General features: G+C 45.0%; 13 protein-coding genes. 7 read left to right on the forward strand and 6 right to left on the reverse strand.

Annotation, left to right across the window (positions count from 1 at the left end):
- Positions 1 to 23 precede the first annotated feature (23 nt).
- The 4 genes from G460_RS0110010 to G460_RS0110025 are packed head-to-tail and all read right to left on the reverse strand — an operon-like array spanning position 24 to position 3,821.
- Entirely contained in the window at positions 24 to 1,082 is a 1,059-nt protein-coding gene (locus G460_RS0110010; protein WP_342667605.1) for a hemin-degrading factor, read from the reverse strand.
- Positions 1,075 to 1,878 (reverse strand): heme ABC transporter ATP-binding protein, encoded by an 804-nt coding sequence (locus G460_RS0110015; protein WP_026955227.1) that lies wholly within the window; start codon positions 1,876 to 1,878, stop codon positions 1,075 to 1,077. The genes G460_RS0110010 and G460_RS0110015 overlap by 8 nt, the downstream gene beginning before the upstream one ends.
- Positions 1,878 to 2,939: a FecCD family ABC transporter permease gene (locus G460_RS0110020; RefSeq protein ID WP_035464290.1), complete on the reverse strand. Its 1,062-nt coding sequence runs from the start codon at positions 2,937 to 2,939 to the stop codon at positions 1,878 to 1,880. Before G460_RS0110020 ends, G460_RS0110015 begins: the two co-directional genes overlap by 1 nt.
- A gap of 6 nt (positions 2,940 to 2,945) precedes the next feature.
- Complete coding sequence (locus G460_RS0110025) at positions 2,946 to 3,821, reverse strand: heme/hemin ABC transporter substrate-binding protein (RefSeq protein WP_026955229.1); 876 nt, start codon at positions 3,819 to 3,821, stop codon at positions 2,946 to 2,948.
- Positions 3,822 to 4,122: 301 nt separating this feature from the next.
- Here G460_RS0110025 and atpD point away from each other — a divergent pair, with 301 nt between their 5' ends.
- Together atpD and atpC are read left to right on the forward strand one after the other, a co-directional pair.
- The gene (atpD, locus tag G460_RS0110035) at positions 4,123 to 5,625 is read left to right on the forward strand and encodes a F0F1 ATP synthase subunit beta (protein WP_026955230.1); all 1,503 of its coding nucleotides are present in this window, start codon (positions 4,123 to 4,125) and stop codon (positions 5,623 to 5,625) included.
- An 86-nt stretch (positions 5,626 to 5,711) separates the two neighbouring features.
- Entirely contained in the window at positions 5,712 to 5,957 is a 246-nt protein-coding gene (gene atpC, locus G460_RS0110040; protein ID WP_026955231.1) for an ATP synthase F1 subunit epsilon, read from the forward strand.
- A 252-nt stretch (positions 5,958 to 6,209) separates the two neighbouring features.
- Here the strand turns inward: atpC and G460_RS0110045 are convergent, their stop codons facing one another.
- Positions 6,210 to 7,541, reverse strand: coding sequence for an alpha-L-fucosidase (locus G460_RS0110045; RefSeq protein WP_026955232.1), 1,332 nt, complete (start codon positions 7,539 to 7,541; stop codon positions 6,210 to 6,212).
- Positions 7,542 to 7,664: 123 nt separating this feature from the next.
- Here G460_RS0110045 and rpsU point away from each other — a divergent pair, with 123 nt between their 5' ends.
- The 4 genes from rpsU to G460_RS0110065 all read left to right on the forward strand — a co-directional run bounded on the left by rpsU (position 7,665) and on the right by G460_RS0110065 (position 10,919).
- On the forward strand, positions 7,665 to 7,859 hold the full coding sequence (gene rpsU / locus G460_RS0110050) for a 30S ribosomal protein S21 (protein WP_026955233.1): 195 nt from the start codon (positions 7,665 to 7,667) through the stop codon (positions 7,857 to 7,859).
- Between the two features lie 254 nt (positions 7,860 to 8,113).
- Positions 8,114 to 8,998 (forward strand): tyrosine-type recombinase/integrase, encoded by an 885-nt coding sequence (locus G460_RS0110055; RefSeq protein WP_026955234.1) that lies wholly within the window; start codon positions 8,114 to 8,116, stop codon positions 8,996 to 8,998.
- Positions 8,999 to 9,033: 35 nt separating this feature from the next.
- Positions 9,034 to 9,339, forward strand: a complete 306-nt coding sequence (gene hpf, locus G460_RS0110060) for a ribosome hibernation-promoting factor, HPF/YfiA family (RefSeq protein WP_026955235.1) — start codon at positions 9,034 to 9,036, stop codon at positions 9,337 to 9,339.
- Positions 9,340 to 9,407: 68 nt separating this feature from the next.
- Positions 9,408 to 10,919 carry an ArnT family glycosyltransferase gene (locus G460_RS0110065; protein ID WP_026955236.1) on the forward strand — a complete coding sequence of 504 codons (1,512 nt, stop codon included), beginning with the start codon at positions 9,408 to 9,410 and terminating at the stop codon, positions 10,917 to 10,919.
- Here G460_RS0110065 and G460_RS0110070 read toward each other — a convergent pair.
- The gene (locus G460_RS0110070; RefSeq protein WP_211226747.1) at positions 10,913 to 12,526 is read right to left on the reverse strand and encodes an ArnT family glycosyltransferase; all 1,614 of its coding nucleotides are present in this window, start codon (positions 12,524 to 12,526) and stop codon (positions 10,913 to 10,915) included. The genes G460_RS0110065 and G460_RS0110070 overlap by 7 nt on opposite strands.
- Before the next feature lie 166 nt (positions 12,527 to 12,692).
- Here G460_RS0110070 and G460_RS21740 point away from each other — a divergent pair, with 166 nt between their 5' ends.
- Positions 12,693 to 13,688, forward strand: coding sequence for a glycosyltransferase (locus G460_RS21740; RefSeq protein ID WP_035464291.1), 996 nt, complete (start codon positions 12,693 to 12,695; stop codon positions 13,686 to 13,688).
- Positions 13,689 to 13,699: the final 11 nt, after the last annotated feature.

The raw sequence follows: 13,699 nt of genomic DNA on the forward strand, positions 1-13,699 counted from the left end.
GAGATCTCTCTCCGCTGAATTGATTAGTTTAAGCTGTCCAAAAGGGCTTTCCACTCAGTTTTCTGAGGAATACCCGGTTTTCTCAATCCGAAGAACTGAGCGACCATTTCGCCTTTGGTGTCAAATAGCTCAAGAGCTGAGACCAAACCTTCAGTTGTGTTTTTGTGAACTACAAATGCCCGGTCCACTTGATCTTCATTGAGGTGCATGTTGAAGTCTGGGTCCAAGACATTGAGCCACTGATCCAGTTGACGGACAGTTTTTACTTTTCCTTGGTGGATCTGGATATTTCCTGAGTTTCCTGCGAAAATCATGATCGGAAGCTGCGTTTCGGAAGCGGACTCTAGGACTTTTCTAGTCGACAGTTTATCTACTTCATAAGCCCACTTGTCATCGATCCACTCGACAGCATTTAGTCTGTTGAGTTTGTATTTGCGCAGCATGCCAAAGAAGTCATGCGTGTCCTTCATGTTTTCCCAGTCAGAGCTAAATCCTTCGAAGTCCAGCTCGTCACGGCTGACAGTAGCGGCCGCTTCCAGAGGAGTGACTTCCAGCTTTTCGTTTTGCTCAGCAGCTATATGCGCCTGTACCAAAGCTTCGGCAGCATCATAGTCTGACTCATCCTGCAAATAGACTTTGAGGACGGCCTCTCCTGCCTGATCAAAATACTGAAGGCTGATCATCGTGCCACGAGGAGTTTCATTGGTCACGCAGAAGGCATATTTCCAGGTTTTGAAAAATAGACGCTGCTCGATCGGTCCGATCACAGTGGCGATCTGATGAGGTCCAGCCTGATGGATTTCGATTTTTTGGAATGTGCCTTTATGCTCCAGTACGCATCCTTCGTTGCGTGTGAGGGCCATGACTCTTTTGAGTTTTGGGAACTCTTGTACCTGGGCGATGAAATCATTGCTAAGGCGGATGACATTTTCTCCGATGCCTGTTGCAAGGAGCTCCATTTCAGTGACACCAAGTTTTTGTGCAGCGTCTCTGATTCTGAGTTTGGGAGATTCTACTTTTAGTTTTTCCCAAGCGGCCTTGAGTTGGGAAGTGGATTCGAATACGGTTTCCATATTAGGCATGTTTAAAGTTTTGGGTAGATCTGGTCAAATAGCGGTCTGTACTGATCAGCTTGCTACCCGTAATTGGATGAGTTAGGATTGACACAGGGTGGTCAAAAACCTTGGAAAGGAGTCTTTCTTCCAAGATGTCATTGGTCTGCCCAAATCCGGCAATCATGCCATTTTTGAGCAGGGCCACTTTGTCGGCATACAAAGAGGCGAGATTGAGATCATGCAGGATGATCAAGACTCCTATATTTCTATGTTTCAGGTCCTGAAGAATCTTGAGCACGGCATGCTGCTGCGCGATATCGAGCGCAGAGGTGGGCTCGTCTAGGAGGAGATAGCGCGGAAAGGGCTTTTGCTCCCAGATCTGTACCAAAACTCTGGCGAGCTGGACGCGCTGTCGCTCCCCTCCGGAGAGTTGGTTGAATACTTGATTTTTAAGAGAAAGCGTATTGGTAGCCTCCATCACTTCCTGTACCAGTTGTTTGGGCTTGGAAGATTTGCATGCTACTAGGCCAAGCTCTACTACTTCTTGGGCGGTAAAGGGGAAATTCACCTGGCTATGCTGCGGCATAACAGATCGGATCTCCGCCAGTTGCTTGGATTTGAGCTTTTGTACAGGGCATCCATTGTATCCGACGGAGCCACGGTTGCAGCCTAGTTCACCACTTAGGATTTTAAAGAGTGTGGATTTACCGGCTCCATTTGGGCCCAAAATCGCCAAAACTTCTCCAGCTTCCAGTGACAAGCTTGCCTGATCCACGATCGGTCTCTGTTTGATACAAAAATGGATGTTTTTGGCGCAGAGCATCAGTTTTTGGATTGGTTGAAAGTGGAAATCAGATAAATGAAGAAAGGAGCACCGAGCAATGCTGTAATCACTCCTATCGGTAGTTCCGCGGGAATTGCGATCGTTCTGGCCATGAGGTCTGCGATATTGAGCAAAATAGCGCCTAGCAGAAATGAGGCAGGCAGGAGTAGTCGATGATCTGCCCCAAAGCTGATTCGGATCAGATGTGGTACTACCAAGCCTACAAAACCGATCATCCCTGTCAAAGAGACAGCGACACCGACCATCAAGGCTGTGAGAAGGAGAAGTTTGATACGTAAAGAAGGGACATTGACTCCCATGTGATACGCTTCTTGTTCTCCTAGGGAGATGGCATTGAGGTTTTTACTTTCGGTGAAAAGTAAGATAGTCGGGAGTGCGATCAAGATACCTGCAAGCGGGATTTTTTGCCAAGTGGCACCTCCCAGATCTCCCAAGCTCCAGAATGTGAAACTTCTCATGGCCGCATCATCGGAGTAGAATAAGGTCAAGCCGATCAAAGCGCCAGCAAGTGCATTGATAGCTACTCCGGCTAGGATCAGATTTGTGGTATTGGACTTGCCAGAACTTTGGCCCAGAAAATACACCGCCATTACGTGTATAAATCCACCGACGAAGGCAAATAGGGGAAGGCCTATTTGCTGCAGCCAAAGCAAGGAACTCATGCTGGGAACCAAAACCAAATAGATGACGGCAAAGAGAGCGCTACCGCTGCTGACTCCGATCAGGCCCGGCTCTACCAGTGGATTTCTAAACATCCCCTGGAGTGCTGCTCCTGCTACGCCTAGCCCACCGCCCACAAGAGTAGCGAGGAGGATTCGGGGTAGTCGAATCTGGAGGAGTACGTTGGCTTGCTGCTGGGTAAAGTCACCGGTCTTGATCCCGACCTGATCCAGCAGGATGGCTAGACTTTGACTTAAGGGAATGGAAAAGGCGCCTTTGGAAAGTGAGAAAACTCCCACAATCAGCAAAAACAATCCCATGCCACCCAGGATGGTGCCTCTCAAAGTAAGCTTCGATATGTTCAAAGCAGGGGTAAACATTGTTTGTTATTCTCTGACAGCTTTGGCTAGTTCGAGTGCAGCCTGACCTACTCGAGGTCCAAAGCTAGATAGGTAATGACCATCCATGGAGATGATATGATCTTCTTGGAAAGCCTTAGTTTCTTTGATTCCCTGCACATTGGCGAGGCCATTTTTGTCACCCAAACTCTGGATGCCAGAGTCGAAAAAGACCAAGTAGTCCGGATTGATGCTGACTAGTGACTCAGGAGTAAGTGGAACAAACTCCTCAAAGCCTGAGGCCACAGAAGTGATGCCTGCCAGCTCAAACATGGATTCGGCAAAGGTTTTTTCACCGGCAATAAATAGTGTCTCAGGTCCACGAGCCATGACAAAAGCTGCTGATGGCTGAGATTCGCTAGTTTCTAAATAAGCATTCAGATCGGCAAGATCCTGATCAATCTGCTTATTGAGGTTAGCTGCTTTATCTTCTAGGTCAAATAGATCGCCAAGTTTGGTGATCACCTGCTTGGTTTCTTCTACCGAGCTAGGTTTTAGTATTATTTCGATTGCCTGTCCCGAGGATTTCAGTTGGGTGACAACTTCTTCATTCAGATATCCTTCTTCGATCAAAACCAAATCAGCTCCTAGGCTCAAGATGCCTTCTGCTTTGATTTGATTTCTATAACCGATGCTAGGCAATGCCTGCATTTCGGCAGGGAAAGTCGAAGTACGGTCTGTAGCGATGATCAAATCCGAGACGCCTAATGCATAGAGAGTCTCTGTGATCGTCCCGCCGGCAGTAATGACTTTCGCTGGAAGGGGAGATGTTTCTGTGCTTTCAGAGTTCTCATTCTGAGACTTGGAACAAGAGCTCATCGCCAGTAGAAACAGGATGCTTATATATATAGGAAAACCTTTCATTTATTTAGATTGATTTAAAATATTCCGCAAATCTACGTGTATTTGGACTCAATCCAAATTAAAGAACTTGATATTTTTGCTTGAGGTATTGCGCTGGGATGAGTGGGTAAAAAGAGGGAAAAGCAATCCTTTTTCTCAGGAATGGATGTCTCATCAACTACAAAAAACTCACTGAATGACTGAGTTTTGAATTTGAGATTGTCTCGATATATTTTCCAAATATCCTTTGGTATTAGGCTTTAATGATTAATTTTGCGCTCGAATTCAAAAAGCATATCCTTTTTACATTTCATTCAATCAAATGGCAAACATTGGAAAGATAACGCAGGTAATTGGTCCCGTAGTGGACGTTTCCTTCGAAGGCGGTAAGCTGCCAAACATCCTTGACGCGCTAGAAGTGACCAAAGAAAACGGCCAAGTAGTCGTGATGGAGGTACAGCAGCACCTAGGAGAAGACCGAGTAAGAACTATCGCAATGGACTCTTCCGAAGGGATGGTTCGTGGTATGGAAGTGAGAGACATGGGGCAACCTATCTCTGTTCCTACTGGAGATGCAATCAAAGGTCGTCTTTTCAATGTAGTAGGTGAAGCGATTGATGGTTTGCCACAGGTTCCTGCTGGTAAGCGTCTTCCGATCCACAGACAAGCTCCTAAGTTTGAAGATCTTTCTACATCTACGGAGGTACTTTTCACAGGTATCAAAGTGATTGATTTGATCGAGCCTTATGCAAAAGGTGGTAAAATTGGATTGTTCGGTGGTGCCGGTGTAGGTAAAACCGTATTGATTCAGGAGTTGATCAACAACATCGCGAAAGCATATTCTGGTTTGTCCGTATTTGCTGGTGTAGGTGAAAGAACTCGTGAAGGAAATGACTTGTTGAGAGAAATGATCGAGTCTGGCATCGTGACTTACGGTGAAGACTTTGTACATACACTAGAAGAGCAAGGTGGTTGGGATCTTTCCAAAGTGGACTTGAAGAAGTTGGAAGATTCTAAAGCAACCTTTGTATTTGGTCAGATGAACGAACCTCCTGGGGCTCGTGCTCGAGTTGCCTTGACTGGTTTGACTTTGGCTGAATACTACCGTGACGGTGAAGGTGACGGTGCTGGTAAGGATATCCTATTCTTCATCGATAACATCTTCCGATTCACTCAGGCAGGTTCTGAAGTATCCGCTTTGCTAGGTCGGATGCCATCAGCGGTAGGTTACCAGCCTACTTTGGCTACGGAAATGGGTGCGATGCAGGAAAGAATTACATCTACAAAGAATGGTTCCATTACTTCCGTACAGGCGGTATATGTACCTGCGGATGACTTGACTGACCCGGCTCCAGCGACGACTTTCGCTCACTTGGATGCTACTACCGTACTTTCCCGTAAAATTGCCGAACTAGGTATCTATCCAGCGGTGGATCCTTTGGACTCTACTTCTAGAATCCTTTCTCCAGATATCTTGGGTGATGACCATTACAACTGTGCTCAACGAGTAAAAGAAACTCTTCAGAGATACAAAGAATTGCAGGATATAATTGCGATCTTGGGTATGGAAGAACTTTCTGAAGAAGATAAGCAGGTTGTTCACAGAGCTCGTCGTGTACAGCGTTTCTTGTCTCAGCCTTTCCACGTAGCGGAGCAGTTTACAGGATTGAAAGGTGTATTGGTAGACATCAAGGATACCATCAAAGGCTTCAACATGATCATGGACGGTGAGTTGGATCATCTTCCTGAAGCAGCTTTCAACTTGGTAGGTAGCATCGAAGATGCCATCGCTAAGGGAGAGAAATTGTTGGCCGAAACGAAATAAGAAATTGGTAAATGGATAAAGTAAATCGGTGAAGAGCAGAGCTTTCACCGGTTTCTTTTTCCGATACATTCCTAAGCAATCAAGATATGCAATTAGAAATCGTCACACCGGATAAGAAGGTTTTCGAAGGAGAAGTGTCTGAGGCAAGCTTTCCGGGAGCTTCTGGTGCTTTTCAGGTGTTGAACAATCACGCTCCGATCGTATCTGCTTTGGCAAAAGGTGCGGTGTCTTTCACAACCAAGGAAGGCAAGCAGTCCCTGATCGTAGATGGAGGTGTGGTAGAAGTGAAAAACAATGTCATCGTGGTTCTAGCCGAAAAAGTAATCGGCTAAGCTGCTATGTTTAGATAGAAAAAAGTCCAGGCGAAAGCTTGGACTTTTTTTGTTTTATGGTGTGCACCAAAAAAAATCCCCACTCTATTAGAAGTGGGGATTTTTAGTGAATCTGGTGTTAGTTATAATCTGTTTTAAAGGTCGTAATTCAAAGATTCAAGTTCAGCTTTCAAACCTTAGCCTTTAGCTTTTTCTGATCACTGATCAAGAGACTGCTTAATCAAACCTCCAACTTCCTTACTTCTCGACCTCTTAATTGCTTTCAATCACCTGTCCATGCTCTCTGTACAGATCCACAGGGCCATCTAGTAATACTGCGATCACAGTGATGTCCTTGTCATAGACATTGTCAGGAATATCGATGTATTTCATGCCCGGAACGGCACTCCAGTACATCTTGCCCACCTCTCTGGCTTGGAGCTTGGTGCCATTGCCGACTACCCAGACTCGCTGGATCTTATTTTTAAGGCCTTTTATAGCCAAAGACTCATTGACTTTGTAGTCGAGGTAGATATAAAGAATGGTTTTGTCAGGAGATAAGGTCGTCGGGGCATAAACGTGACCATCTGGGATGCCGGCTTGGGTATTGTAAATGGCTGATTCATGCTTGGAAGTCCAGCGGCCAAATTCTTTCAAAATATGCTCGGCTTCTTCTGGGATGCTTCCGTCAGGCTTAGGGCCGAAATCCATCAAAAGATTTCCTCCCATGTGGAGGCAATCCACAAAGATCCTTAGGAGCTCACTTGGGGATTTATAAGCGTGATCATTGCCCTGATATCCCCAACTGTTGTTCATAGTCATACAGAGCTCCCAAAACTCACTTTGAGGTCTAGCCACAGGGACACCCTGCTCTGGTGTCGCATAGTCGCCAAAGCCAGGACCTAGTCTTGAGTTGATGATCAAGTTGGGATTGTGACTTAATAGTTTCTTTTTGAGCTCAGCACTTCTCCATTCTTCCGGCTTATGCTCCCAGTCTCCGTCAAACCAATAGAGATCGGGATTGAACTGGGTAGAAAGTTCTTCCAGCTGTTCGAAATTGAAATCGGTGAATTTCCGGAATCTTTCCGGATCATTTTTGTAGCGGTAGGTGCTACGGGTCTGTCGGTCATAGTCGGGATGAGACCAGTCCAAAACAGAAAAGTAAATCCCTTTCTTGATGCCTTCTTTTTCCAAAGCATCCATAAATGGTGTGACCAGATCCTTTTTGGCCGGTGTTTTCTGGACTACCGAAAGATCGGAGGCCTGCGTGTCCCAAAGAGCCATCCCATCATGGTGCTTGGCCGTGAGTACAGCGTATTTGGCGCCACTTTCTTTGATGAGTTTAGCCCACTTCTCAGGATCGTAGTTGGAGGCAGTGAAGCCTTCCGCTTGCTTCATGTAGTCTTCATAGCTGATGTAATCATTGAAGAAAGACCAAGATTCATCGATTCCATTCACAGAGTAAATCCCCCAGTGGATGAATATTCCCAATTTGGCTTGCTGAAACCAGTCCATTTTTGAATCGGCTTCTTGGGCATGGCTGGCAGAAAATTTTGTGATGCAGATTAAAAAAGTCAATAAGATAAACAGGGTATTTTTTTTCATAGGGCTAATTAATTTTCTCGAAAATAGGGCCTTTGCACTAAGTAATCCAAATATAAATCTGCTTACTTTCTTTTTGTTATAATATTTCCCTACATTTGCACCCGCGAAAGGAGGTGTAAAAACATGATCATAGTAAACGTAAAAGAAAACGAATCTATCGAAAAAGCGCTTAAGCGTTTCAAGAAGAAGTTTGACAAAACTGGCGCTGTCAGAGAATTGAGAGCAAGACAAGCCTTCACCAAACCTTCCATTAAGAAGAGAGATCAAGTCATCAAAGCTGCTTACAAGCAGAGAATGCAGGAGGAAGCAAACAAATAATTTGCTTTGATGAATCAAAATAGAAACCGGCAATCCGAAAGGCTTGCCGGTTTTTTTGTGGCCATTGTAAATCGTAGGGTTACGCCTCGGATTTTTTGTTTCGGCCCTATGTCACCCTGGGTGGGGTCGGAGGATTATTGGAAGAAATGCTCGACTCCGCTCGGACTGACACGCAATCACATTCAAATTGGTTTTCCAGTTTTATTCAGCGGAAGTCTGCCTGATTTTCTATATTGATGTCAGAACACTTATTTATGATCGAATCCTTCGTCACCTACCTCCAATACGAGAAAAGAAGCAGTCCACATACTGTCGAAGCGTACGAACGTGACTTGACTCAACTGTCCGAGTTTTTGGAGCTCTCTTTTGAAAAAGAGGAGCTCGCTCAGGCTGATCCTAAAGAGCTGAGAGCCTGGGTGATTGATCTGGTGGAGCAGGGGCTGAGTAGTACGTCAGTCAATCGAAAAATCGCCACTCTGAGGTCATATTACAAGTTTTTACTACGAAGAGGAGAAATCATACAGGATCCTACCTATAAGTTAAAATCCCTTAAAAACCCCAAAAAACTCCCCGAGTTTGTACAAGAAAAGAGCATTGCTTCCGTATTAGAAGAGAGCGTATATGAAGATGATTTCAGAGGCAAACGAGACCGGATGGTTATGGAGTTTTTGTATCTCACTGGGGTCCGGCTATCGGAATTGATTGTGCTGAGATGGGAAGACATCGAACTGAATCAAGATCAAGTCAAGGTGCTGGGGAAACGAAAAAAAGAACGAATAATTCCCATCACAAAAGGGCTCCGGCAGAATATTATTTCATATCAAAAAGTATTTGAGGAAACATTTCCGAAAGCAGGACAAAGTCACTATTTTATTGTGAGTAATTCAGGAAAAAAAAGCTACCCTATGATGGTGTATCGCATTGTCAGAAAGTATTTGGACCTTTTCGCGCAGACCAGCAAGCGCAGTCCCCACGTGCTGAGACATACTTTTGCGACCCATCTGCTCAATAAAGGTGCAGACCTGAATGCTGTCAAAGACCTACTCGGTCATGCCAATCTTGCTGCCACGCAAGTCTACACCCACAACTCCATGGAAAAACTGAAGGCTGTGTTTGAACAGGCACATCCTAAAGCATAATTTAATTAATTGTTCAACCCTAAATGCAAATCAATATGAAACTGCAGATGCACTCTATCCACTTTGATGCCGATCGTAAATTGATCGATTTTATTCAGAAGAAAGCCGACAAATTGGATACCTACTATGACCGAATCATCGACGGTGAGGTCTTTATGCGTTTGGACAAAAATGAAAGAAACGAGAATAAAATAGTAGAAATCAAACTCAACGTGCCCGGCAAACAGTTTTTTGCCAAACACCAAACAGACTCTTTCGAAGGAGCGGCAGATGAAGCTATCGAAGGATTGAGAAGGCAGATCAAAAAGCACAAAGAAAAAGTAGTGCTGGCAAAACAATAAAAATTTAAATTTTCATCTTTTGGCCCCCTGAGAAACTCAGGGGGCTTTTTTTGGGTTAACTTGCCCATATGAAGCTTTTCAAAAATTACCAAGCCCTCTTTTGGTTGTCGCAGGGCTTGTTGGTTCTGATCAAGATTGCCTTTACCCTTCGACCAGAAATCGATCTTTTTACCGAGGAGGCTCAGTATTGGCTTTGGTCCCAAAATCTAGCTTGGCATTATTACTCCAAGCCGCCTATGGTGGCTGTTTTCAACTATTTATCTACCTCTCTTTTCGGGGTTTCAGAGCTTTCGGTGCGGCTAGTACCGATTCTGTTTGGGCTGGGAAGTTCTTGGCTGATTTTTCAGTTGGCCTTTCTTCTAGTTCGCTCCCAAAAGATCGCATTTTGGGCTAGTTTGATTTTGGCTTCCATGCCGTTTTTCTTGCTGTTTACGACATTTCACATGACAGATTCGGAACTGATGTTTTTCTGGGTTCTGACATGGTTTTTCCTTGCCAAGGCACTGCAATCTCAGGAATGGAAGTGGTGGCTTTTTGCGGGGTTGGCAGCTGCATTTGGATTGGCCTCCAAGCCGATCATGATTCTGGTGCTTCCGGCTTTGGGATTGTATCTGCTTCTAAAAGGACAGCTGAAAACTTTCTTTTCTAAAGGCTTGGTATTTACTGGAGTGTTGTTGTTGGGCTTTTTGCCTAGCCTGATCTGGAATGTTCAAAATGACTTTCAGACATTTAAGCATATTGCCACGTTGGGTGGGGTGCAAGGAGAGGAGGAGGCCACTCGGAGCTTTCTAGAGGTTGTGATTGACTTCTTGACATTTGTAGGAAGTCAGCTGGGGATAGTATCTCTTTTCCTTCTTCCACTTCTTTGGATTGGGCTAAAAACAAAAGCTATCCAACGCATGCCTTCGGTGCTTTTATTGACTCTTCCTATCCTAGTGACTTTGCTACTCTTTGGGGCTATGAGTCTGCTGACTGAGGTGTTGGCCAACTGGCCGGCTTTCTGCTATCCTCCGCTGGCGATTGTGCTTGCTTTTGTAGCAGATCAGCAGTCGGAAAAATGGCGAAAAGTACGAAACTGGGGAATTGCAATTGGACTAGGCCTGCCAGTCTTGCTGCTACTGCCTGAAGCATTTGGATGGAAAAAGGCGACGCGACTGGAGCTCGCTGAGGTGGCTGTTTTTAGAAGGATGACGGGCTATGAGGATATCGCTCATCGGGTCGAATACCTAAAAGATAGTTTGGGAGTTGAGCAGCCTTTTTACTTTTCAGAAAGCTATCATGTCGCCTCAGAATTGGCTTTTTATCTCCCGGATCATCCTCAACCGTATCAGGCAGAGATGGGTTCTCGTCGCAATCAGTTTGATCTATGGGAAGGATTGGAAAATGAGGTAGGGCGGGATAAAGTTGGGGTCTTTGTAAGTCTCCATCAGGATTCTCCCGAAGCAGTGACGACCTTTGAAAATCTAGTTTATGAGGAGGAGTTCCCGATTTATTTCAGAGATGTCTTTGTGAGAAATGCCAAAATCCAATTTTGGTCCCGACTCCAATCTTATGATCCTGTCGTGATCGATTCTTATTGAGCAGAAATCCTGCGGAGATAATAGTACTTCTTTCCTTTGGCTTCCAGCAAACTGTCAAATTCGGTTTTGCCGAGTGCATCGATCAGTTCTGGGATGGCTCTAGAGCTCCAATTGACAGTATGAAAATCTTCAAGAAAGTGCTTTTGATCCAGGGAGTCATAAAATCTATCCTCGATGATCAGGTGGTCAAATGAGTCTAATCGTTCCCTCCAGCCTGTTTTTTCTAAGTTGACCAATGTTGTTTTCGGATAAAGAGAAATTCTGATCTTTGAGCTGATATGGTCGTTTCCTTTGAAGGCCATTTCCTTGGGAGCTAGGTCGTCTTGAGTCGCAAAGTAACGAGCAAGCTGCTGTCCGGGATGAGGGAAGGATATCAAAGAGGTGAAGAGTGAATATCCCAGAAAGATTAAGAGCCAAGAATAGCTGATGACTTTGGGAAGCTTTTGTCCGGACAAGAGGAGTCTGCCAAGGTAGGCCAACGACAGGCCGATCAGAAGGAGCCTAAACCAAGCAATGTGTCCTTTGGTCCCCAAGTATAAACCTGCCAACAAGAGAATAAGATTCAGAGTATAAAAGATCCACGCTGAGATTTTTAGTCCCAACTTTCTAGACTCGAAATTACCTTCTACTAAGATCCAGCCCAAATAAACAGCCAAGACTGGAGCTACAGGTAATAAATATCGCTCGTAAAATACTGAGGTCATCGCGCTCATTCCCAGAATGGCCAAAGTCCACAGAATAACAAACCCCGTGAACTGGGGATTAGATTTCCAGGTCTTTCTGAGGGTGCTCTTTAGCTGTGGCAATGCCAACAATACCCATGGAATAAACATGGCTAGAAGTACTCCGGTGGCGATCAAGCCGTGCTTGAAAACCAAAAAGCTTTTGGAAGCAACTCGAACTCCGACCTGATCTCCCAAGAAGCTGTCTAGGTAAGTCGGTCCGTGGATCTTCCACATGGCCACAAACCAAAACAAGGCAATGAATAGACTGACCAATATGGCCGGGATATGAATGAGAGTTTTGAGAGAAGTTTTGTGCCAAGGATTGATGAGCAAATAGAAAATCCCGATGCCTCCCAAAGCTGCAGCGGGTAGTCCTTTTACTTCAAATGCCAATGCCAGGCCACCATACAAGGCCCATGGGGCCCATTTTGGAGGAGTTTTTTCAGTATTCAAATAAGTGGCAAAACCCAGAGCACTGATAGTCATCGTCAACACCAATAGCACATCCGGGATAGATCGACCAGAGGAAAGAATCAAAACAGGATTGGCGGCCATGATCAAAGCGGATACCCCGGCTATTTTTTCAGAGTTGAATAAAACCTTCGAAAGACGAAAAGTCAATCCCACTGTGGCAGCTCCGGCCAGCAAAAAGAAAAACCGAGAGGCAAAGGCATTGACCCCAAAGAGTTTGAATCCAGCCAAAACTGCCCAATATGTCAAAATCGGTTTTTTGAAACGCAGCTCTCCAGATCCCAGATAGGTTGTGAGATAGTCGCCATTTCTCATCATTTCCACAGCGGCATCCCGATAGTACATTTCATCGGGATAGTTCATGTGGAAACTCAAAGCAAAAGGTCCTATCAAAAGGCAAAAAATGCCCATTAGTACCCAAGGATTGATCTGAAGGCTGGGTGATTTGGAAAAAATCATGCACAAAGATAAACTGATTTGGGAACTGGCAGCCAAATATTCTGTTGTATGAGCTATATCAAATGGGGACTTTTGCCCCTAGAATTTATTTGGCGTATTTTTGACCAAATTTTATCCCATGAGCAAGCCGCTGATTTCCGTAGTCATTACCATTTACAATGAAGAAAAAAATATCCAACCGCTACTTCAGGCAAGCTATTCCGCTCTGGACGGCTTGGATTATGAGGTGATCTTGATCGAAGATGGCTCTACGGATGGCACTGTCGCTGAGGTGAAAAAGTACGCCAATTCCAGAACCAAGCTGTTGATTTTTAACAGAAATCATGGACAAACCACGGCTTTGGCTGCGGGAATAGATCATGCTCAGGGGGAGTACATCGCTACCATGGATGGGGATCTGCAGAATGACCCAAGCGATATCCCGGTGATGCTCCGCAAAGCTATCGATGAGGACTGGGATGTAGTAGCAGGAAGGCGTGCCAATAGACAAGATGGCTTTGTGCTTCGAAAGATCCCTTCCAAAATTGCGAACTGGATCATCCGTAACTCTACCAAAGTTTACCTGAATGATTATGGCTGTACGCTCCGAGTGTATAAAGCCGAGATCGCCCAAAACATGGGCTTGTACGGGGAGTTGCATCGATTTATCCCGGTATTGGCCAAGCAGCAAGGTGCGAGAATGACGGAAGTGGATGTGAAGCATCACGCTCGGATTCACGGAGAGTCCAAGTATGGATTGAGCCGCACATTCAAGGTGATGTCCGATTTGATCCTGATGCTGTTTTTTCAGAAGTATTTTCAGCGACCGATTCACCTTTTTGGCGGTATCGGTTTGATCTCCTTCTTGATAGGTGTGCTGATTAATTTTTATTTGTTGATTCTTAAGCTTATGGGAGAAGATATTTGGGGCAGACCTATCCTGATTTTAGGGTTTATGCTGGTGCTCGGAGGGATTCAACTCATTACTACTGGAATCATTGCGGAGATTATTGTCCGTACATATTTTGAATCCCAAGACAAGAAGACCTATACCCTGAGGTCTGTTTTCACAGGGACGCTTGACCCAGCGGTGGTTCCTGAAAAAGTAGATATCGAATCTCTGATGAAAGCGTAGTGGCTGAAAAG

Origin of the sequence: Algoriphagus vanfongensis DSM 17529, from assembly GCF_000429465.1 — a bacterium.
Lineage (GTDB): Bacteria > Bacteroidota > Bacteroidia > Cytophagales > Cyclobacteriaceae > Algoriphagus > Algoriphagus vanfongensis.

Coding starts and splice junctions, on each gene's coding strand:
- G460_RS0110010 (WP_342667605.1), bottom strand. CDS start 1,082: ATGCCTAATATGGAAACCGTATTCGAATCCACTTCCCAACTCAAGGCC.
- G460_RS0110015 (WP_026955227.1), bottom strand. CDS start 1,878: ATGCTCTGCGCCAAAAACATCCATTTTTGTATCAAACAGAGACCGATC.
- G460_RS0110020 (WP_035464290.1), bottom strand. CDS start 2,939: ATGTTTACCCCTGCTTTGAACATATCGAAGCTTACTTTGAGAGGCACC.
- G460_RS0110025 (WP_026955229.1), bottom strand. CDS start 3,821: ATGAAAGGTTTTCCTATATATATAAGCATCCTGTTTCTACTGGCGATG.
- atpD (WP_026955230.1), top strand. CDS start 4,123: ATGGCAAACATTGGAAAGATAACGCAGGTAATTGGTCCCGTAGTGGAC.
- atpC (WP_026955231.1), top strand. CDS start 5,712: ATGCAATTAGAAATCGTCACACCGGATAAGAAGGTTTTCGAAGGAGAA.
- G460_RS0110045 (WP_026955232.1), bottom strand. CDS start 7,541: ATGAAAAAAAATACCCTGTTTATCTTATTGACTTTTTTAATCTGCATC.
- rpsU (WP_026955233.1), top strand. CDS start 7,665: ATGATCATAGTAAACGTAAAAGAAAACGAATCTATCGAAAAAGCGCTT.
- G460_RS0110055 (WP_026955234.1), top strand. CDS start 8,114: ATGATCGAATCCTTCGTCACCTACCTCCAATACGAGAAAAGAAGCAGT.
- hpf (WP_026955235.1), top strand. CDS start 9,034: ATGAAACTGCAGATGCACTCTATCCACTTTGATGCCGATCGTAAATTG.
- G460_RS0110065 (WP_026955236.1), top strand. CDS start 9,408: ATGAAGCTTTTCAAAAATTACCAAGCCCTCTTTTGGTTGTCGCAGGGC.
- G460_RS0110070 (WP_211226747.1), bottom strand. CDS start 12,526: ATGGGCATTTTTTGCCTTTTGATAGGACCTTTTGCTTTGAGTTTCCAC.
- G460_RS21740 (WP_035464291.1), top strand. CDS start 12,693: ATGAGCAAGCCGCTGATTTCCGTAGTCATTACCATTTACAATGAAGAA.